Source organism: Streptomyces sp. NPDC045026, from assembly GCF_056432625.1.
On sequence record NZ_JBWKIS010000002.1, the window covers coordinates 681,413 to 701,003 of the forward strand.

Genomic DNA, 19,591 nt, shown 5'->3' on the forward strand with positions numbered 1-19,591 from the left:
CTACAAGGGCTTCCCGGCGCCTTGCGATCGCACGCACCAGACGCCGCCCGGCCGGCCCTGCGGGCCGACGACGCCACCTCGACGACAGGGCCCAGGCCGCCGGGCACCACCGCCCGGACACCGGAACTCCACTGTACGGCGGGATCCGACGGGCCCACCGGGCGCGATTAGTCCAAGACCTCTCCCCTCTTTGTCCATGGGCCCGCACGCCCCACCCGCAGCATCGTGATCACCGCGCCCACCATGAGCGCAGCGAGGACCGTGCCCGCCGGCTCCCACGGAGAGCGGCCCGCACCCCGTCGCGCGTAAAGAGGGGCCGGTTCCGTGATCCGGAACCGGCCCCGTACGTCTGCCCGGCGGCGCCTACGACAACGTCACACGCGGCTCGCCCGCCGCCTCCGTCTCCAGCACCCACACCTCGTTACGGCCCTCCCGCAGCACGGGACCCGGAACGTACAGCGAGTGCTGCGGCCCCACCGACCAGTAACGGCCCAGGTTGAAGCCGTTCACCCACACGAACCCCCGCCCCCAGCCCGGCAGTTCGAGCTCCGCGTCCCCGGCGCCGCTCACCTCGAACGTGCCGCAGTAAAGGCCCGCCGCCCCGGGAGAGCCGGGAGAGCCGTCCACCGCCGCAAGGGCGCGCACCGCGTCCGCGTCGTCGAACGCGTCCAGACGCAGCGCCCGCGCCCGCACCCCGTGCAGATACTGCCGCTCGTGCAGCACCCCGCCCGTGATCCCCTTCGACTCACCCGTACGCGGCCCATAGTTGACCCGGCCCAGGGACTCCACCCACAGCTCGACGCGCGCGGGCCCCGCGACGGGCTCCGCGAGGACCGGGTCGTCCTCCGTGAGCACCCCGGCCCGCACCCCGTCGACGTACACCACAGCCCGGTCGCGCAGCCCCGCGGCCCGCAGCGGATACGCCCGGCGCGGCCCCGGCACGTCCACGCTGTAACGGACCAGACCCCGGTCCACGTCGAGGTCCTCGAAGGTCGGCGGCACCGCGTACTCGCCCTCCGCCGAACCGAGCCCCTCCAGGACCGCGTCCAGCGGCACGTACGACGTCAGCTCCGCCGTCACCGCTCCCGCCAGCGCCGCCGGCTGCTCGGGAACGTCCGGCAGCGGCCCGTCCGCGTACTCGGCGAACACCTCACGAAAACGCCAGAACTTCTCCGTCGGCCGCCCGTGCTCGTCGACCGGCGCGTCATAGTCGTACGACGTCACATCGGGCTGGAGCCGCCCCTCGTGCAACGGCCCCGCCCGGTTCGCCCCCGCCCAGCCCCCGAAACTCGTCCCGCCGTGCGCCATGTACAGATTGACCGACGCCCCGCATTCCAGGATCTCCCGCAAAGCGGCCGCCGCGTCCTCGGCGTCCCGCACGACATGATCCGCGCCCCAGTGGTCGAACCAGCCGCACCAGAACTCCATGCACATCAGCGGACCCTTGGGCCGATACCGGCGCAACGTCTCGAAAGCACGCCGCGCGTTCGACCCGAAGTTCGCCGTCGCGAGGACACCCGGCACCGAACCGCCCGTCAGCATGTGATCGTCCGGACCGTCCGACGTGAAGAGCGGCACCGTCACCCCGAGCCCGCGCAGACCGTCCGCGAGATGCGCCAGATACACCTGGTCCGAGCCGTACGAGCCGTACTCGTTCTCCACCTGCACCATGATGACCGGGCCGCCCCGGTCGAACTGCCGCTCCACGACCTGAGGGAGCAGCGCCGCGAACCAGCGGTCCACCGCCGCCAGGAACTCCCCGTCCCTGGTCCGCACCCGCGAACCCAGCGGACCCGTCACCCAGTGCGGAAGCCCACCGTTCTCCCACTCGGCACAGATGTACGGCCCCGGACGCACGATCGCCCACAGCCCCGCCTCGCGCACCGCGTCCAGAAACCGGCCCAGCGCCCCCACATCACGCAGCTCCCCGGGCCGCGGCTCGTGCAGATTCCACGGGACGTACGTCTCCACACAGTTCAGGCCCATCGCCCGCAGCATCGCGAGACGGTGGCCCCACTGGCCCTCGTGCACCCGGAAATAGTGCAGCGCCCCCGACAGAAGCCGCACCGGCCGCCCGTCGACCTCGAAGTCGTCCTCGCCCACTCTGAACCCGGCCATCATGTCCCTCTCGTTCACGTACTGCCGCCACGATCACCTCTGGCGGGCGGCAGGGTCCATGGACAAAGATCAGCCCTGTTTGGACGTAACCGCGCACCACCGGCACCACACCCGCCCAGGAAGGGACACAAGCGGATGTACCACACCTGGATGCGGTATTTCACCCCCAGCCCCGCCCACCACCGCCTCGGCCTCGTCTGCCTCGGCGTCGGCCTCCAGTACGGCGCCCTGCCCACCGTCGGCCCCCGCACCCTCGACCACCACGTCGCCGTCGTCATCACCGCCGGACGCGGCTGGTACCAGGCCCCCGACGGCCGCCGCACCACCATCACCGCACCCGCCCTCATCTGGGTCACCCCCGGCATCCCCCACCACTACGGGCCCGACCCCGACACCGGCTGGGACGAATGCTTCGTCGACTTCACCGGCCCCGCCACCACCACCTACACCGAACTCGGCTACATAGAGCCCGAACGCCCCGTCGTACCCCTCTCCGACGCCGCCCACGCCCGCACCGCCGTCGGCCGCATCGCCCGCGCCGCCCGCCGCGGCAACCCCCTGCTCGAAGTCGAGACCGCCGCCGCCGTCCACGAACTCCTCGTCGCCCTGCGCCGCGCCCGCGCCGACATGGCTCCCGACGGCGACCCCGTCCTCCAGTCCCTCGCCCGCGACGCCTTCCAGCCTCTGTCCGTCGCCGAACACGCCGCCCGCCACGGCATGACCCCCGCCGAACTGCGCACCGCAGTCCGCCGCGGCGCCGGCTGCAGCCCCAAGGACTACCTCCTCGGCATCCGACTCGGCCGCGCCAAGGAACTCCTCGCCGCCACCGAACTCCCCGTAGCCTCCGTCGCCCGCCGCGTCGGCTACGACGACCCCGCCTACTTCTCCCGCCTCTTCACCCGCCGCGTCGGAACCGCACCCGTCCGCTTCCGCGAACAACAAGGCCGCACCGTCCCCGGCGGCTGGTCACACACCGTCCCCGACCCCGACGACCCCCCGATGCTGCGCTCCCCGGGCCCCACGATCGAACGCCCTCACGCCACGTAGGGTTTCCTCCCATGACCAACAGCAACGCCCCCGACGCCACCCACAACGCTGCGCCCGAGGCCCGCGACGCCGTGGATCCCGCCGTCCGCGCCGAACTCGCCCGCCTGCGCGACAGCATCGACAACATCGACGCCGCCGTCGTCCACATGCTCGCCGAACGCTTCAAGTGCACCCAGCAGGTCGGCCACCTCAAGGCCGAACACGCCCTGCCCCCGGCCGACGCCGCCCGCGAGGCCCGCCAGATCGAGCGCCTGCGCCAACTCGCGGAGAACGCCAAGCTGGACCCCGCCTTCGCCGAGAAGTTCCTCAACTTCATCATCAGCGAAGTAATCCGCCACCACGAACAGATCGCCGAGGAGAAAATCAGCCCCTCCGGCGTCTGAGGAGCGGGGTCCGGGGCGGAGCCCCGAGGCCCAGGCGCCTGCTGAGCCGCACTGTTCCGACGGCAGAGGCGTACGGCACGATGACCCAATGTCCGTACTGACGCGCGACGAAGCGCAGACCCGAGCCCAGCTCATCGACGTCCAGCGGTACACGATCGACCTCGATCTCACCCGCGGAGCCGACACCTTCGACTCCACCACCGTCATCGGCTTCACCACCCGCACGGCCGGAGACACCTTCGTCGAGGTCAGGCCCGCCGCACTGCGATCCGTCACCCTCGACGGACAGCCCCTGGACCCCGCCGCACTCGACGGGAACCGCCTCCCCCTCACCGGCCTCACCCCCGGCACCCACGAACTACGCGTCGACGCCGCCATGGCCTACTCGCACACCGGCGAGGGCATGCACCGTTTCACCGACCCCACCGACGGCGAGACATACGCGTACACGCAGCTGTTCATGGAAGACGTCCAGCGCGTCTTCGCCGCCTTCGACCAGCCGGACCTCAAAGCCGTCTTCGACCTCACCGTCACCGCCCCCGACGGCTGGAGCGTCCTCGCCAACTCCGTCACCGAACACGCCGGCAACGGAAAATGGCGGGCGGCCACCACCCCCCTCCTCTCCACCTACCTCGTCGCCGTCGCCGCCGGCCCCTGGCACTCCATCCGCACCGAACACGCCGGACTGCCCTTCGGCATCCACTGCCGCCGCTCCCTGGCCCCCCACCTCGACGCCGACGCCGAAGAAATCCTCGACATCACCCGCGCCTGCTACGACCGCTACCACGAGAAGTTCGAGGAGCCCTACCCCTTCGACTCCTACGACCAGGCGTTCGTCCCCGAATTCAACGCCGGCGCCATGGAGAACCCCGGACTCGTCACCTTCCGCGACGAATTCGTCCACCGCTCCGCCGTCACCGACACCGAACGCCAGACCCGTGCCATGGTCATCGCCCACGAAATGGCCCACATGTGGTTCGGCGACCTCGTCACCCTCCAATGGTGGGACGACATCTGGCTCAACGAGTCCTTCGCCGAATACATGGGCTACCAGACCCTGACCGAAGCCACCCGCTTCACGGACACCTGGGTCGACTTCGGAGTGGCCCGCAAGGCCTGGGGATACGACGCCGACCAGCGCCCCTCCACCCACCCCGTGGCCCCCGACGCCGACGCCGTCCCCGACACCGCGTCCGCCCTGCTCAACTTCGACGGCATCTCCTACGCCAAGGGCGCCTCCGCACTACGGCAGTTGGTCGCCTGGCTCGGCGAGAAGGACTTCCTCGCCGGCATCAACACCCACTTCCGGCGCCACAAGTTCGCCAACGCCACCCTCGCCGACTTCATCGCCTCCCTCGCCCACCACACCGACCGCGACGTCCACGCCTGGGCCGACACCTGGCTGCGCACCACCGGCGTCGACACCCTCACCGCCACCGTCACCGAACACCCCGGACAGAGCGGACTCACCCTCACCCGCGACGGCAACCGCCCCCACCGCGTCACCGTCGGCGTCTACGACCGCGACCTCATCGACGGCGCCACCCTCGTCCGCCGCGAACTGCGGAACATCGACATCCCTGCCGGCCCCGCCATTCCCGCCGGCCCCGCCGGCTCTGCCACCCCCGCCGACGGCGAACACAGCCTCCCCGGCCCCCGCCCCGCCCTCGTCGTCCCCAACGACCAGGACCTCACCTACGCCAAGATCCGCCTCGACCCCCACTCCGAGGAAACCGCACTGCGCGGCCTCTCCCGCGTCCCCGACCCCCTCACCCGCGCCGTCCTGTGGAACTGCCTGCGCGACATGGTCCGCGACGGCGAACTGCCACCCCTCACCTACCTCGAAGCCGCCCGCGCCCACCTCCCCGCAGAACACGAACTCGCCAACGTCCAGGGCGTCCTCGCCTTCGCCCGCACCCAGGTCGCCGACCGCTACACCACCCCCACCGAACGCCCCGACGCCCTCGCCCTCCTCACCGACCTGTGCGCCGACCTCATCCGCCGCACCGAGGACGGCAGCAACCCCGGCCTGCGCCTCACCGCCGTGCGCACCCTCATCGACAGCGCCGCACACGCCGACACCATCCGCGACTGGTACGACAACGGCAGCGTCCCCGGCGGCCCCGAACTCGACCCCGAACTGCGCTGGCGCATCCTCGGCCGCCTCTGCGTACTCGGTGCTGTCGACGACGCCGTCATCGACGCCGAACTCACCCAGGACCCCAGCGCCACCGGGCAGGAAGGCGCCGCCCGCTGCCGCGCCGCCCTCCCCGACCCCGACGCCAAACGCGCCGCCTGGGACGCCATGTTCACCACCGACGAGCTGTCCAACTACCTCTTCACCGCCACCGCCCAGGGCTTCTGGCAGCCCGAACAGAGCGACCTCCTGCGCCCCTACGTCGCCCGCTACTACCCCGACGCCGTCGCCGTCGCCCACCGCCGCGGCCCCGCCATGGCCGAGGCCGCCGGACGCTGGGCCTTCCCCTCCTACGCCATCGACACCCACACCCTCACCCTCGGCGAAACCTGCCTCAAGGACGACGACCCCATCCCCGCCCTGCGCCGCAAGATCGCCGACCAACTCGACGACCTCGCCCGCGCCTTGAAGATCAGGACAGCCACCACCGCGTACTAGGGCCGGAACGTACGGGGTCCGGCGTGCCCGGACCCCGTACCACCAACCGCCCCACCCCCACCCAATCCCCGTACGGCAGTACCACTTTCGGGTTCCGATCCTTGTGATCAACGGGCACGCCACCGCCACCGCATACAGGCTGGAGGCCCCGCCCGCACACCGAAGGACACCGCCATGAGCAGCCCGCCGCCCCTCGCCGGAGGCCCCCAAGGCCACCAAGCCCTGCGGCCGTTGCTCGACACCGTCCTCGACGCCCTCCACGACGGAGCCACCGCCCGAGGCGGCCCCCTCCCCGCCGGCGGCCCCCACACCGTCACCGCCCGCCTGCGCGAACTCACCGGCGACCCCCTGCCCCACCACGGCACCGGCCCCGACGCCGCGCTGCGCACCCTCGTACAGGCCCTCGCCGAAGGCGCCGCGGACCCCGCCGACCCCCTGTGCGCGGCCCACCTCCACTGCCCACCCCTGGCCGTCGCCACCGCCGCCGACCTCGCCGCGTCAGCCCTCAACCCCTCCATGGACTCCTGGGACCAGGCACCCGCGGCCTCAGCCCTCGAAACCCTCGTCACCGACGCACTCGCCCACGAGGTCTACGGCGACACAGGCCACCCCGGTCAGCCCGGTCGGCCCGGACGCGCAGGCCACCCCGGACGGTCCGGTCAGCCCGGACCCCCGCAGGCGCTGGTCACCACCGGCGGCACCGAAGCCAACCAGCTCGCCCTCCTCCTCGCGCGCGAAACCCACGCCTCAGAAGGCCCCCTCCAGCTCATCACCGGCGCAGGCGCCCACCACTCCCTGCCCCGCGCCGCCTGGCTCCTCGGCCTCCCCGACCCCGTCACCGTGCCCGCCCCCACCGGCACCCTCGACCCCGCCGCCCTCGACGAAGCCCTCACCGACCTGCCGGGCCCCAAACTCGTCGCAGCCACCGCCGGCACCACCGACGCCGGCCTCATCGACCCCCTTCCGGAGATCGCCGACGTCTGCGAAGCCCACGGCGCCCGCCTCCACATCGACGCCGCCTACGGCGCCGGACTCCTCTTCAGCCCCACCCGCCGCACACTGCTCACCGGCCTCGACCGCGCCGCCACCGTCACCCTCGACCTGCACAAACTCGGCTGGCAACCCGTCGCCGCCGGCCTCCTCGCCGTACGCAACCCCACAGACCTCACCCCCCTCACCCACCACGCCGACTACCTCAACGCCGACGACGACACCGAAGCAGGCCTGCCCGACCTCCTCGGCCGCTCCCTGCGCACCACCCGACGCCCCGACATCCTCAAAATCGCCGTCACCCTCAAAGCCCTCGGCCGCACCGGACTCGGCACCCTCGTCGACCAAGTCTGCGACCAGGCCCAGGAGTTCGCCGCCACCCTGCACGCCCACCCCGACTTCGACCTCTACGACACCCCAGCCCTCAGCACCGTCCTCTTCCGCCCCCACGGCGCACCCGACGAGACCATCGCCCACATCCGCCGCACCCTCCTCACCCAAGGCCGCGCCGTACTCGGCCGCGCCCGCATGGACGGCCGGCTTTGGCTCAAAGCCACCCTGCTCAACCCGCACACCCAGCCGGGCGACCTGGCCCAGCTACTGAAACTGGTGGAAGGAAACACCGCCCGATGAGCACCGCGCCCACCACCCCCAGGCCCCCGCACCCCGAAGCACCCCGCGACCTCGTCGGCATCGGCATCGGCCCCTTCAACCTCTCCCTGGCCGCCCTCGCCCACCCCCTCACCGAACTCGACACCGCCTTCTACGAACAACGCCCCGACTTCCACTGGCACCCCGGCCTCCTCATCGACGGCGCCACCCTCCAAGTCCCCTTCCTTGCCGACCTCGTCACCCTCGCCGACCCCGCCAGTCACTGGTCCTTCCTCAACTACCTCAAAACCCGCGACCGCCTCTTCCCCTTCTACTTCGCCGAGCGCTTCCACATCCAGCGCGCCGAATACGACGCCTACTGCCGCTGGGTCAGCGAAAGCCTCCCCGGACTCCACTTCGGCCACCAGGTCGACGCCGTCCGCTGGAACCCCGAACGCCGCCTCTTCGAAGTCGACTTCACCCAGCTCGACACCGAAGGCGAAGCCGAAGCACTGGGCCGCACCTACACCAGGAACGTCGTACTCGGCGTCGGCACCGCCCCCTACATCCCCGAACCACTGCGCCCCCTCGCCGAAGCCCCCACCGTCCCCGTCATCCACTCCGCCGACTACCTCACCCACCGCACCGAACTCCTCACCGCCGACCACATCACCGTCATCGGATCAGGCCAGTCCGGCGCCGAGATCTTCCTCGACCTCCTCAAGAACCGCCCCACCGGCCGCGAGAAACTCCACTGGCTAGCCCGCAGCGAAGCCTTCGCCCCCATGGAGTACTCCAAGCTCGGCCTCGAACACTTCACCCCCGACTACACCCGCTACTTCCACCACCTGCCCGAAGACGTACGCGACGGACTCGTCCCCGCCCAATGGCAGCTCCACAAAGGCATCGACGCCGACACCATCGCCGCCATCCACGACGAGCTCTACCAGCGCACCCTCCACGGCGGCTGGCCCGACGCCACCCTCACCCCCGGAGTCTGCGTACGCACCGCCGGCCGCGTCGCCGCCACCAAAGTCGAACTCCACCTCGAACACCGCCGGCAGAACACCCGCTCCCGCCTCACCACCGACGCCGTCGTCCTCGCCACCGGCTACCGCGAACGCCCCCTCGACCAGATCCTCACCGGCCTGGACCCCCACCTCCGCCGCGACAACAGCCAACGCCCCCGCATCGACGAACAGTTCCGCCTCGTCCTCGACCCTGCCGTCACCGACACCGGCAGCAACATCTACGTACAGAACGCCGAACGCCACACCCACGGAGTGGGCGCCCCCGACCTCGGCCTCGCCGCCTGGCGCAGCGCCACCATCCTCAACACCCTCACAGGCAAAGACCCCTATCCCCTCCCGCGGCGCACCGCCTTCACCACGTTCGGCCTCGCCCCCAACGAAAACCGCGCCCCCCGGACCCAGTCCGGAGAACGCGGCAACACTCATCTGATCGAACTCAAGAACTAGAACACAGGCGTACCGTCCCGCGTCAGCCGCCAGTCCACCGAAGCGAACTCCGCCGGATTCAGAGTGCCCTTCGCCGTCACCCACTCCGCGATCCGCGTCCGGATCTCCGTCGACTCCGACCACAGCTCCTGCGCCGACGCCACATGCGGGAACGCCCCACCACCGTTCGCCCGGTAGTTGTTCACCGCGAACACGAACTGCTGCGCGTCGTCCAGCGCCGCACCCTGATACTTCACGTTCTTGATCCGCGACCCCGCCGCCTGCGCGACGTCGATGTCGTACGTCAGCCCCGACACATAGTCGTAGTTGTAGTCCGGCCGGTCGTTCGCGTTCGTCAGCTTGTCCACGTCCACGACCGCACCCGAAGCCGTCTGCACGAAATACTCCGCCGAGAACTCCAGATACGCCCGCACCTGCGCACCCGTCAGCAACTTCGCCACCAGCGTGTTGTCATACACATACAGACCCGACAGATCCCGGATCGTCACATCACCCGCCGGGATCTGCGACGTACGCGAGAACGGCGAAGCCTGCGACAACACCGGAAGCGACGCGTACTGCGTCGACTTCAGCGCCTCCGTCACCACATCGGCCTGCACCTTGTTGATCAGATCGATGATCGGCGCGTCCTTATAACGAGCATCCACCGTCGTCAGCGTCGACGTCGCCTGACCCACGACCTGGTTCACATACTTCACGACCAGCGCATGCTCGTCCGCAAGCAGCTTCGTGATCTTCGGATCGTCCGCCACCGCATTCGAGTTCAACAGCCTCGACGACACCGACGACACCGTCCAGCAGCCCTTCTCCCACTCCAACTCGAAGTCGAAGAGCGCCAACCGCTCCGCGAAACACAGCGGCTCCGACAGAACCACCGACTTCCCGGTCTTCTCGTTCGTCACCAACTGCTGCTCGATCTCCACATGCGCATGCCCGACGAGAATCGCGTCGATCCCCGGCACGGTCCTCGCCACATTCGCCGCCGCGTTCTCCACGTACGGCAGCTGATCACCCCACGACGACGTGCCCGAAGCACCTGTGTGCGCCGACACGATCACCACGTCCGCACCCATCGAACGCAACTTCGGCACCCACAGCGCGGCCTGCTCCTCGATACCGGGGAACTTCAACACGCCCTGCACATACGCCTTGTCCCAGATCGCGATCCCCGGATTCGTCAGCCCCAGGATCGCCACCTTCACGTCCTTGCCGTGCGGCGTACGCAACCTCTTGATGACATACGGCCTGAACGCCGGCTTCTCCGTCTTCGCATCCACAGCGTTCGCACCCAGCAGCGGGAACTTCAACTGCGACTCGAACTTACGCAGCGTGTCGATGCCGTAATTGAACTCGTGATTGCCGAGCGCCGCCGCGTCATAACCGATCGCGTTCATCGCCTGCGCCATCGGATGCACCGGACCGTCCGCCGCGGTGATCGGCTCCACACGCGCGTAGTAGTACGTCAGCGGCGTCCCCTGGATCGTGTCACCCGCGTCGATCAGGAGCGTGTTGCCACGACCCTTCTCCTCGCGCACCTGCTTCACCAGCGTCGAGATCCGCGACAGCCCCTGCGCGTTACCCGCCGCGTCCGTGTACGCGGCGTCCTTGTAGTAGTCCCAGTTGAAGACATGACCATGCAGGTCCGTCGTCCCCATGACGGTGAACGAGTACCGCTTGTGCCCCTTCGGGCGGCCCCCGTGCGCCTGCGCCGCCGGCGCCGACACCACCCCGGTCAACGCCACGGCCGCACCCGTAGCAGCGGACTTGCCCAGAAACTTCCGGCGATTCAACGGCATCTCAGATCCCCTCCGGCACCACTCATCGACAGTTGCAACGCGCGTAGATTCTGGCCCCTCAACCCAACACGCAACAGACCCAGGAGGTTTCAATCCGATGACTGTCCAATGCGCTGCTGCCACAGTGACCCCATGACCCCCGACGAAACGACGCCCGGCACACAACCCACCGCCACCCCCTACGGCACCCCCCAAGCACCCCGCATCGCCGTCCGCGGCGAAGCCCGCATCGAAACCGACCCCGACCTCGCCCGCATCGGCATCACCCTCAGCGCCCGCGGCACCGACCGCCGCGAAGCCCTCACCGACCTCACCCGCCGCAACACCGCCACCCTCGACCTCATCAAAAGCTACGGACAAGCCATCGAAAAACTCGAAACCGGCGCCTTCTCCATCACCCCCGAACTCACCCGCCACGGCCGCACCGAACGCATCCGCGCCTACCACGGCCGCGTCCTCATCACCGCCGAACTCACCGATTTCACCGCACTCGGCGAACTCACCACCCGCCTCGCCGACCAAGACCTCACCCGCATCGACGGCCCCTGGTGGTCCCTGCGCCCCGACTCACCCGTCCACGCCACCGCCCGCCGACAAGCAGTCCACGAAGCCGTCCAACGCGCCCGCGAATACGCCGAAGCCCTCGGCACCCAACTCGCCGCCCTCATCGAACTCGCCGACACCGGAGCCGAAGACCCCGACCGCTACGGACCCGTCCCCGGCGCACCCCACATGCGCATGGCCGCCTACTCCGGCGCCCCCGACGACACCCCCGCACCCCTCGACCTCGAACCCCAGCGACAGACCGTCTACGCGAACGTCAACGCCCGATTCACCATGCACCCGCCCGAGCTGTAAAAAGCCCCCGCCCCCAACGCCCGCACCGAAATGCATGCTCATCGGAGCACCCCCATGCACAATTCAACACTTGTCAATAGCCCTTCACCCAAAGGTGGTTGGGTAGTCACACACAACCAATTCCCTACCCACCGGTAAGCCCTAGGCTCGAACCATGCGCCGAGCAAAGATCGTCTGCACCCTGGGCCCAGCCACCGACTCGTACGAGCAGATCAAGGCACTCGTCGAAGCCGGAATGGACGTAGCCCGCTTCAACCTCAGCCACGGCACCTACGCCGAACACGAGGAGCGCTACCACCACGTCCGAAAGGCCTCCGACGAAACCGGCCGCAGCGTCGGAATCCTCGCCGACCTTCAAGGCCCGAAGATCAGACTCGGACGCTTCCGCGAAGGCCCCGTACTCCTTGAACGCGGCGACGAATTCACCATCACCGTCGAACCCGACATCCAAGGCGACCGCCACACCTGCGGAACCACCTACGACGGCCTCGCCACCGACGTCACCACCGGCGAACGCATCCTCGTCGACGACGGCAAAGTCACCCTCGAAGTCACCGGCGTCGACGGCCCCCGCGTCCACACCACCGTCATCGAAGGCGGCATGGTCTCCGACCACAAAGGCCTCAACCTCCCCGGCGTAGCCGTCTCCGTCCCCGCACTCAGCGACAAGGACCAGGAAGACCTCCGCTGGGCCCTGCGCACCGGCGCCGACGTCATCGCCCTCTCCTTCGTCCGCAGTGGACGCGACATCGAAGACGTCCACCGCATCATGGACGAAGAAGGCCGCCGCCTCCCCGTCATCGCCAAGGTCGAAAAGCCTCAGGCCGTCGACAACATCGACGACATCGTCGCCGCCTTCGACGGAATCATGGTCGCCCGCGGAGACCTCGGCGTCGAAATGCCCCTCGAACAAGTGCCCATCGTCCAAAAGCGCGCCATCAAACTCGCCAAACGCAACGCCAAGCCGGTCATCGTCGCCACCCAGATGCTCGACTCGATGATCGACAACTCCCGCCCCACAAGGGCAGAAGCGAGCGACGTCGCCAACGCCGTCATCGACGGCACCGACGCCGTCATGCTCTCCGGCGAGACCAGCGTCGGCAAATACCCCGTCGAAACAGTCCGCACCATGGGCCGCATCGTCGAAGCCGCAGAGGAAGACATCCTCGACAAGGGGCTCCCGCCCCTCACCGAACGCAACAAACCCCGCACCCAAGGCGGAGCCGTCGCCCGCGCCGCAGCCGAAATGGGCGACTTCCTCGGCGCGAAGTTCCTAGTCGCCTTCACCCAGTCCGGCGACACCGTCCGCCGCCTCTCCCGCTACCGCTCACCCATCCCCCTCCTCGCCTTCACCCCGGCCCCGGCCACCCGCTCCCAGCTCAACCTCACCTGGGGCGTGGAAACCTTCCTCGGCCCCCACGTCGACTCCACCGACGCGATGGTCGACCAGGTCGACGAACTCCTCCTCCAGTACGGCCGCTGCCAGAAGGGCGACATCGTCGTCATCACGGCCGGCTCCCCGCCCGGAGTCTCCGGCTCCACCAACCTGGTCCGCGTCCACCACATCGGCGAGGACGACAGCCCGAAGTAGCGGTCAGTGGTGGTCAGTATTTTGGGCCTACGTGGGTGTCCATAAGGGCGACGGAGGCTTTGCGGGCGATCGAGATGTTGCGATGGTTCGCCTGTCGCCACTCGACGCCCACTCCGTCCAGGGTGTCGGTGAAGAGCGTGATGATGTCGCCCGACAGGTTGGTGAAGAAGTACCGGGGGTATTCGTAGCGCTTGAGCTCGCCGGCGATGACCTTCTCGGTCCAGTTGATGATTCGGCACCCGTCGGAGTGGATGAGCCCGCGGATGAACTCCCACGGGTGGGCGTCGACGATCTCCTGTTGCCAGGGCTCAAGGGCTATCTTGCGCTCGTGCTTCTTGCCGGGGCCGTGCTGAGGGAAGAAGCACGGCCAGTGGTGGCTGTATCCAACGACCGATATGTATCCCACTGCCTTTACACGGGCCGACTTGTTGCTGGGGTTGATGGCCTCGATGGCAGCCGCACATGTCTCGATGAGGCCGGGCCAGGCATCGGCGCAGGCAATTCGGAGGAAGTAGCCGGATCGCGTACCAGGGCTGATGCAGCCGTCACCGAGATAGAGCCCCAAGAGATAGCTGTAGGCCGCTTCATCGGTCGGCGACTGGGGGTCCGGCCCGCATCGGACACATGGGTGTCGCTGCATGCGAGGCAAGGGCTCGATGCGTGAGTGCCAGGAACGGATAGCGGCGCGAGAGACACCGATCTCTTTGCTCACGGAGTTGACGCTGCGCCCCTGCGAGACCAACGCCAGGGCTCGCTTGCGTGTGCCCATGTCGTACATGTGGCCACTCTGTGCGACCGATCGTGAAGCCACGCAGCAAAAAGCGGATGTTCACGAGAACGGGAACATCCGCTTACAGTGGCAACCTTCGAATCGAAGGAAAAGTGCCCCAGGTGGGATTCGAACCCACACTGTCCGCTGTTTGAGAGCGGCCTCTCTAACCGATTGGAGTACTGGGGCCTGCGAAATGAAGGACGCTCGGCACCCCTCGGCTCAACACTTTACCGCAGCTAGGTAGGCTCTTGGGAAGCAGTACCCGTGCCCTGAACTAGGAGCTATCGTGACCGCCCCCGAGTCGCCCCAGCCCGTAGACGCGCCCGACGACGACAAGTCGCACGTCCCGCCGCTGACGACCCGTGTCGTCATCGCCGAGGACGAGGCCCTGATCCGCCTCGACCTCAAAGAGATGCTCGAGGAAGAGGGCTACTCCGTCGTCGGTGAGGCCGGTGACGGTGAGCAGGCGGTCGAGCTGGCTCGTGAGCACAAGCCCGATCTGGTGATCCTGGACGTGAAGATGCCGAAGATGGACGGCATCTCGGCGGCGGAGAAGATCGCGGAGGAGTCGATCGCTCCGGTGCTGATGCTGACGGCGTTCTCGCAGCGTGATCTGGTGGAGCGGGCGCGAGATGCGGGTGCGATGGCGTATCTGGTGAAGCCGTTCAGTAAGAGTGATGTCGTTCCGGCCATTGAGATGGCGGTGTCGCGGTTCCAGGAGCTGCGGACGCTGGAGAACGAGGTCGCGGATCTGACGCAGCGGCTGGAGACGCGGAAGCTGGTGGACCGGGCGAAGTCGGTGTTGCAGACGGAGTACGGCCTGACGGAGCCGGCGGCGTTCCGTTGGATTCAGAAGACGTCGATGGATCGTCGGCTTTCGATGCAGCAGGTTGCTGAGGCGGTTATTGCGGACGCTGAGGAGAAGAAGGCGGCGAAGGGCTGAGTTCGCCCGCACACCGCACACCGCACACCGCTTATGGCTGAGGCCCGTACCCCACTCGGGGGACGGGCCTCAGCCATGTGTGCGTGTGGGCTCAGTCTTCTCCGAGGTACGCCTTGCGGACGGATTCGTCGTGGAGGAGGTCTTGTCCGGTTCCGGAGAGGACGACGGTGCCGACTTCCATGACGTGGCCGTGGTCGGCGAGTGAGAGCGCGGCCTGGGCGTTCTGCTCGACGAGGAGGATGGTCGTGCCCTGGGATTTGAGTTCGGCGATGGTTGCCATGATCTTCTGCATCATGATCGGGGAGAGGCCCATGGAGGGTTCGTCGAGCATGAGCAGTTTGGGTCGGGACATGAGGGCGCGGCCCATGGCGAGCATTTGTTGTTCGCCGCCGGACAGTGTTCCTGCTGCCTGCTTCCTTCGTTCGCCGAGGATGGGGAAGAGGTCGTAGGCGCGTTGGATGTCTTGTTCGATGCCTGCCTTGTCGGAGCGGAGGAATGCTCCGAGTTGGAGGTTTTCGGCGATGGAGAGGCGGGGGAAGATGCGTCGGCCTTCGGGGGAGTGGGCGAGGCCCATGGCGACGATCTTGTGTGCGGGGATGCCGGTGAGGGGTTTCCCGTCGAAGGTGATGGTGCCGCTGAGGGGCTTGAGGAGGCCGGACAGGGTTCGCAGGGTGGTCGTCTTGCCGGCGCCGTTGGTGCCGATGAGGGTGACGACTTCGCCTTGTTGGACGCTGAAGGAGATTCCCTTGACGGCTTCGATTTTGCCGTAGGCGACCTTGAGGTTTTCTACTTCGAGGAGTGCGCTCACTGGTCGTCTCCTTCCGTGGCGTGTGCTTCCGCGGCTTCGACGGCTGCTGCGGCGGTGTCTTCGGGGGCGCCTTCGAAGGGTTCGCCGAGGTAGGCGGCGATGACGCGTTCGTCGCCCTGGACGACTTCGCTGGTGCCTTCGACGAGTTTTTCGCCCTGGACGAGGCAGGCGACGCGGTCGCTGAGGTTGAAGATGAAGCGCATGTCGTGCTCGATGACGAGGACGGCGATGCCGCGGTCGCGGATGGCGAAGACGAGGTCTTCGGTGGCGCGGGTCTCTTGCGGGTTCATGCCGGCGGTGGGCTCGTCGAGGAGGAGCAGGCCGGGCTCGCTGGCCATGGCGCGGGCGATTTCGAGCTTGCGCTGTTCGCCGTAGGGGAGGTTGCGGGAGAGGTGGTCGGCCTTGTGGGCGAGGCCGATGAACTCCAGCAGTTCCATGGCGCGTTCGCGGGAGGCTGCTTCTGCCTTGCGGAAGCCGGGGCCGCGGAGGATGGCGGACCAGAGGCCTTCCTTGGTGCGGGTGTGGCGGCCGACGAGGACGTTTTCCAGGACGGTCATGTTGGCGAAGAGCCGGATGTTCTGGAAGGTGCGGGCGATGCCGGCGTTGGTGACCAGGTGCGGCTTGGGAGGCAGCACGGTGCCTTTGTAGGCGACTTTGCCCTCGGTGGGGACGTAGAGGCCGGTGAGGCAGTTGAAGAAGGTGGTCTTGCCCGCGCCGTTGGGGCCGATGAGGCCGACGATCTCTCCGGCGTTGACGGTGAGGTCGACGTTGCGTACGGCGGTGAGGCCGCCGAAGCGCATGGTGACGCCGGTGGCTTCGAGGACGGGGCTGGGGGCTGTGGTGGTGGTCATGGTGGTTACGCCCCTGCCTTGGTGACGCCGACGGTGGAGTCGGGCAGGCCTTGTTCGGGGATGTGGACGGTGTCGTCGCTCTCGTGGAATTCGAGTTGGCGGCGGCGGTTGGCGATGATGCCTTCGGGGCGGAATCGCATGAGGAGGACGAGTGCGACGCCGAAGGCGAGGAGCTGGTACTCCTTCAGGAAGCTGAGCTTCTCGGGGAGCATGTAGAGCAGGGTGGCGCCGAGGATGGGTCCGTTGACGGTGCCCATGCCGCCGAGGACGACGGCGGCGAGGAGGAACGCGGAGTTCGGGGGCACGGAGCCGGCGAACTGGTACGGGGCTGGGTTGACGCTGTAGCCGACGTGGGCGCTGACGGTGCCGGCGAGGCCGGCGAGGGAGGCGCCGAGGGCGAAGGCGATGAGCTTGACGCGGAAGCCGTTGATGCCCATGGCGGTGGCGGCGGTCTCGTCCTCGCGGATGGCGATCCAGGAGCGGCCGATGCGGGAGTCCGCGGCGCGGTTGAAGACGAGGACGACGATCGCGGTGATGAGCAGCATCAGGAGGAAGTAGTTCGCGAAGCGGCCGAGGGAGAATCCGCCGATGTCGTGGTTGCTTCCGAAGTTGAACCCGAAGATCTTGAGGTCCGGGATCATGGAGATGCCGTTGGGGCCGTTGGTGAGGTTGGGGCCGGAGGTGCCGTCGAGGTTGTTGACGGTGATGCGGAAGATCTCTCCGAAGCCCAGGGTCACGATGGCGAGGTAGTCGCCGCGCAGGCGCAGGGTGGGGGCGCCGATGAGGACGCCGAAGACCAGCGACGCGAGCATGCCGGTGAGCATGGCGGCCCAGAAGGGGAACTGGACGCCGGAGAAGCGGGAGAACTCGGAGCCGGAGACGAGGGCGGCCGCGTAGGCGCCGACGCCGAGGAAGGCGACGTATCCGAGGTCGAGGAGTCCGGTGAGGCCGACGACGATGTTGAGGCCGAGGGCGACGGTGGCGACGACGAGGATGTTCACGCCGAGGTTGGAGTTGTGCTCGTTGTTCTCGACGAAGGGGAAGAGCGCTGCCGCGAGGAAGGCCATGGAGGTGGCGAATCCCTTGTGGCGGGCGTTGAGCTGGGCGAAGCGGTCGAAGAGTCCTGCGGTGAACAGGGACCAGGTGCCGAAGACGACCAGGAGGATGTAGCCCAGGAACGTTTCGCTCGCGTCGGGGTCGACGCCGACGCCGTAGGCGAAGATGATCAGTGCGATGGCGGTGGCGGCGGTGATGACGAGGCGTTCGCCCCAGGCGGGGAGTTTCGCTGCCGGGGGGATGTTGTCGGGCTTGGTGACGTAGTCCTTGAAGGTGTCACCGGGCTTGGGGAGCGCGAGGGCGCCGACCAGGGCGATGGCGGAGCCGACGGCGGCGATGTAGGCGCCGGGGTCGAGGGCGACGAGGCCCTTGAGGTCGACGGCGATGGCGATGGCGCTGAACCAGCTGACGGCGAACGCGGACGCGGTGGCGAGGAGGACGGGCTGGATGGCCGTCGCCGGGTTGAGCCAGCTGAGGCCGCGGACACCGAAGAGGGTGAGCGCGAACAGCAGTGTCAGGACGCCGGCGACGAGGTCGAGGATCTGGAGTCCGGCCGGGGAGCCGTAGTAGGTGAGGTCCCCGGGGAAGTCGGACGTGTAGGTCCAGGACATGAAGGTGCTGGCGATGGTGGCGACGGCGCCGATGGCGACGAGGGCGCGTGCGGTGGTCGCGGGGAGCGCGACGAGGCCGCGCGCGGGGGTGGTGGTGTCGGTGGTTGCCATGGTGCTCACGCCCTGTCCGCGACGCGTTCGCCGATGAGGCCTTGTGGCCTGAACAGCAGTACGAGGATGAGGAGTACGAAGGCCCAGACTGCGGACCAGCCGCCGCCGCCGAGCTGCTGCATGCCGGGGATGCCGTCGATGTAGCTGGTGGCCATGGTCTCGGCGAGGCCGAGGACGAGGCCGCCGATCATGGCGCCGTAGATGTTGCCGATGCCGCCGAGGACGGCCGCGGTGAAGGCCTTGAGGCCCATCTGGAAGCCCATGTCGTACTTGACCGTGCCGTAGCGCAGGCCGTACGAGACGGCCGCGACGGCGGCGAAGAAGCCGCCGATGGCGAAGGCGATGACGATGATGCGGTTGGTGTCGATGCCCATGAGCTGCGCGGTGTCAGGGTCCTGCGCGGTGGCCTGCATGGCGCGGCCGGTGCGGGAGAGGCTGACGAACAGGGCGAGGGCCGCCATGCAGAGGGGGGCGGCGATGATGACGAAGACGCTGCCGCTCTGGATGCTGACGGAGCCGATGTGGACGGGTCCGAAGGGCAGTTGGGGGAACTTGAGGTCGTTCTTGGCGTTCGGGTACCAGTTGAAGACGATCTGCTGGAGGGCGAGCGACAGACCGATGGCGGTGATGAGCGGGGCGAGGCGTGGTGCTCCGCGTAGTGGTCGGTAGGCGAAGCGTTCGGCCCCGACGGCGATGAGGACGGAGACGATTCCGCCGCCTATCAGCATCGCGGGGAGGGCTATCCACATGGATGTGCCGTTGGGCAGAACGTAGAGGTAGACCGTGAGTGCGCCGAAGCCGCCGGTCATGAAGATCTCGCCATGGGCGAAGTTGATGAGCTGGACGATGCCGTACACCATCGTGTAGCCGATGGCGATCAGCCCGTACATCGAGCCGAGGAACAGCCCGTTGGCCAGCTGCTGCGGCAGGGTGTTCACCGCATGGCCTCCAT

Annotated in this window: 15 protein-coding genes and 1 tRNA gene; 8 read left to right on the plus strand and 8 right to left on the minus strand. The window is 68.3% G+C overall.

Going from position 1 to position 19,591, the window contains the following annotated elements:
• Window positions 1–363 precede the first annotated feature (363 nt).
• A complete protein-coding gene (locus AC07EJ_RS06925) occupies window positions 364–2,118 on the minus strand; it encodes a glycoside hydrolase family 35 protein (protein WP_478883931.1) in 1,755 nt (584 codons plus the stop codon).
• 135 nt (window positions 2,119–2,253) lie between these two features.
• Between AC07EJ_RS06925 and AC07EJ_RS06930 the strand changes: the two genes are divergently transcribed.
• The 5 genes from AC07EJ_RS06930 (at window position 2,254) to AC07EJ_RS06950 (ending at window position 9,242) form a co-directional block, all read left to right on the plus strand.
• Window positions 2,254–3,165 (plus strand): helix-turn-helix domain-containing protein, encoded by a 912-nt coding sequence (locus AC07EJ_RS06930; protein ID WP_389475188.1) that lies wholly within the window; start codon window positions 2,254–2,256, stop codon window positions 3,163–3,165.
• An 11-nt stretch (window positions 3,166–3,176) separates the two neighbouring features.
• The gene (locus tag AC07EJ_RS06935; protein ID WP_389475190.1) at window positions 3,177–3,548 is read left to right on the plus strand and encodes a chorismate mutase; all 372 of its coding nucleotides are present in this window, start codon (window positions 3,177–3,179) and stop codon (window positions 3,546–3,548) included.
• An 88-nt stretch (window positions 3,549–3,636) separates the two neighbouring features.
• On the plus strand, window positions 3,637–6,183 hold the full coding sequence (gene pepN, locus AC07EJ_RS06940; RefSeq protein WP_478883899.1) for an aminopeptidase N: 2,547 nt from the start codon (window positions 3,637–3,639) through the stop codon (window positions 6,181–6,183).
• A gap of 174 nt (window positions 6,184–6,357) precedes the next feature.
• Window positions 6,358–7,806 carry a pyridoxal phosphate-dependent decarboxylase family protein gene (locus AC07EJ_RS06945; RefSeq protein ID WP_393582305.1) on the plus strand — a complete coding sequence of 483 codons (1,449 nt, stop codon included), beginning with the start codon at window positions 6,358–6,360 and terminating at the stop codon, window positions 7,804–7,806.
• Window positions 7,803–9,242 carry a lysine N(6)-hydroxylase/L-ornithine N(5)-oxygenase family protein gene (locus AC07EJ_RS06950; RefSeq protein ID WP_389475196.1) on the plus strand — a complete coding sequence of 480 codons (1,440 nt, stop codon included), beginning with the start codon at window positions 7,803–7,805 and terminating at the stop codon, window positions 9,240–9,242. Before AC07EJ_RS06945 ends, AC07EJ_RS06950 begins: the two co-directional genes overlap by 4 nt.
• Here AC07EJ_RS06950 and AC07EJ_RS06955 read toward each other — a convergent pair.
• Window positions 9,239–11,038 carry a bifunctional metallophosphatase/5'-nucleotidase gene (locus AC07EJ_RS06955; protein ID WP_389475198.1) on the minus strand — a complete coding sequence of 600 codons (1,800 nt, stop codon included), beginning with the start codon at window positions 11,036–11,038 and terminating at the stop codon, window positions 9,239–9,241. The genes AC07EJ_RS06950 and AC07EJ_RS06955 overlap by 4 nt on opposite strands.
• Before the next feature lie 132 nt (window positions 11,039–11,170).
• Here AC07EJ_RS06955 and AC07EJ_RS06960 point away from each other — a divergent pair, with 132 nt between their 5' ends.
• Together AC07EJ_RS06960 and pyk are read left to right on the plus strand one after the other, a co-directional pair.
• On the plus strand, window positions 11,171–11,896 hold the full coding sequence (locus AC07EJ_RS06960; protein ID WP_478883900.1) for an SIMPL domain-containing protein: 726 nt from the start codon (window positions 11,171–11,173) through the stop codon (window positions 11,894–11,896).
• Between the two features lie 154 nt (window positions 11,897–12,050).
• Window positions 12,051–13,487 (plus strand): pyruvate kinase, encoded by a 1,437-nt coding sequence (pyk, locus tag AC07EJ_RS06965; protein ID WP_393582301.1) that lies wholly within the window; start codon window positions 12,051–12,053, stop codon window positions 13,485–13,487.
• Between the two features lie 13 nt (window positions 13,488–13,500).
• Here pyk and AC07EJ_RS06970 read toward each other — a convergent pair whose 3' ends face one another.
• Together AC07EJ_RS06970 and AC07EJ_RS06975 are read right to left on the minus strand one after the other, a co-directional pair.
• On the minus strand, window positions 13,501–14,265 hold the full coding sequence (locus AC07EJ_RS06970; RefSeq protein WP_478883901.1) for a helix-turn-helix domain-containing protein: 765 nt from the start codon (window positions 14,263–14,265) through the stop codon (window positions 13,501–13,503).
• Window positions 14,266–14,370: 105 nt separating this feature from the next.
• A tRNA-Leu gene (locus AC07EJ_RS06975) sits at window positions 14,371–14,445 on the minus strand.
• Between the two features lie 100 nt (window positions 14,446–14,545).
• Here AC07EJ_RS06975 and AC07EJ_RS06980 point away from each other — a divergent pair.
• On the plus strand, window positions 14,546–15,202 hold the full coding sequence (locus tag AC07EJ_RS06980) for an ANTAR domain-containing response regulator (protein ID WP_383885948.1): 657 nt from the start codon (window positions 14,546–14,548) through the stop codon (window positions 15,200–15,202).
• A gap of 91 nt (window positions 15,203–15,293) precedes the next feature.
• On the opposite strand, the gene AC07EJ_RS06985 is transcribed toward AC07EJ_RS06980, so the two are convergent.
• From AC07EJ_RS06985 to AC07EJ_RS07000, 4 genes are read right to left on the minus strand one after another with little or no spacing between them, the layout of a single operon-like run.
• Window positions 15,294–16,010 carry an ABC transporter ATP-binding protein gene (locus tag AC07EJ_RS06985; RefSeq protein WP_389475207.1) on the minus strand — a complete coding sequence of 239 codons (717 nt, stop codon included), beginning with the start codon at window positions 16,008–16,010 and terminating at the stop codon, window positions 15,294–15,296.
• On the minus strand, window positions 16,007–16,861 hold the full coding sequence (locus tag AC07EJ_RS06990; protein ID WP_362905589.1) for an ABC transporter ATP-binding protein: 855 nt from the start codon (window positions 16,859–16,861) through the stop codon (window positions 16,007–16,009). Before AC07EJ_RS06990 ends, AC07EJ_RS06985 begins: the two co-directional genes overlap by 4 nt.
• A 5-nt stretch (window positions 16,862–16,866) precedes the next feature.
• Window positions 16,867–18,639, minus strand: coding sequence for a branched-chain amino acid ABC transporter permease (locus AC07EJ_RS06995; RefSeq protein ID WP_393582473.1), 1,773 nt, complete (start codon window positions 18,637–18,639; stop codon window positions 16,867–16,869).
• A gap of 5 nt (window positions 18,640–18,644) precedes the next feature.
• Window positions 18,645–19,577, minus strand: a complete 933-nt coding sequence (locus tag AC07EJ_RS07000) for a branched-chain amino acid ABC transporter permease (protein WP_389475209.1) — start codon at window positions 19,575–19,577, stop codon at window positions 18,645–18,647.
• Window positions 19,578–19,591: the final 14 nt, after the last annotated feature.

Bases quoted from the DNA above. Each gene is read 5' to 3' on its own strand.
- AC07EJ_RS06930 (WP_389475188.1), top strand. From the start codon at position 2,254: ATGTACCACACCTGGATGCGGTATTTCACCCCCAGCCCCGCCCACCAC.
- pyk (WP_393582301.1), top strand. From the start codon at position 12,051: ATGCGCCGAGCAAAGATCGTCTGCACCCTGGGCCCAGCCACCGACTCG.
- pepN (WP_478883899.1), top strand. From the start codon at position 3,637: ATGTCCGTACTGACGCGCGACGAAGCGCAGACCCGAGCCCAGCTCATC.
- AC07EJ_RS06935 (WP_389475190.1), top strand. From the start codon at position 3,177: ATGACCAACAGCAACGCCCCCGACGCCACCCACAACGCTGCGCCCGAG.
- AC07EJ_RS06945 (WP_393582305.1), top strand. From the start codon at position 6,358: ATGAGCAGCCCGCCGCCCCTCGCCGGAGGCCCCCAAGGCCACCAAGCC.
- AC07EJ_RS06990 (WP_362905589.1), bottom strand. From the start codon at position 16,861: ATGACCACCACCACAGCCCCCAGCCCCGTCCTCGAAGCCACCGGCGTC.
- AC07EJ_RS06970 (WP_478883901.1), bottom strand. From the start codon at position 14,265: ATGTACGACATGGGCACACGCAAGCGAGCCCTGGCGTTGGTCTCGCAG.
- AC07EJ_RS06955 (WP_389475198.1), bottom strand. From the start codon at position 11,038: ATGCCGTTGAATCGCCGGAAGTTTCTGGGCAAGTCCGCTGCTACGGGT.
- AC07EJ_RS06950 (WP_389475196.1), top strand. From the start codon at position 7,803: ATGAGCACCGCGCCCACCACCCCCAGGCCCCCGCACCCCGAAGCACCC.
- AC07EJ_RS06960 (WP_478883900.1), top strand. From the start codon at position 11,171: ATGACCCCCGACGAAACGACGCCCGGCACACAACCCACCGCCACCCCC.
- AC07EJ_RS06995 (WP_393582473.1), bottom strand. From the start codon at position 18,639: ATGGCAACCACCGACACCACCACCCCCGCGCGCGGCCTCGTCGCGCTC.
- AC07EJ_RS06925 (WP_478883931.1), bottom strand. From the start codon at position 2,118: ATGGCCGGGTTCAGAGTGGGCGAGGACGACTTCGAGGTCGACGGGCGG.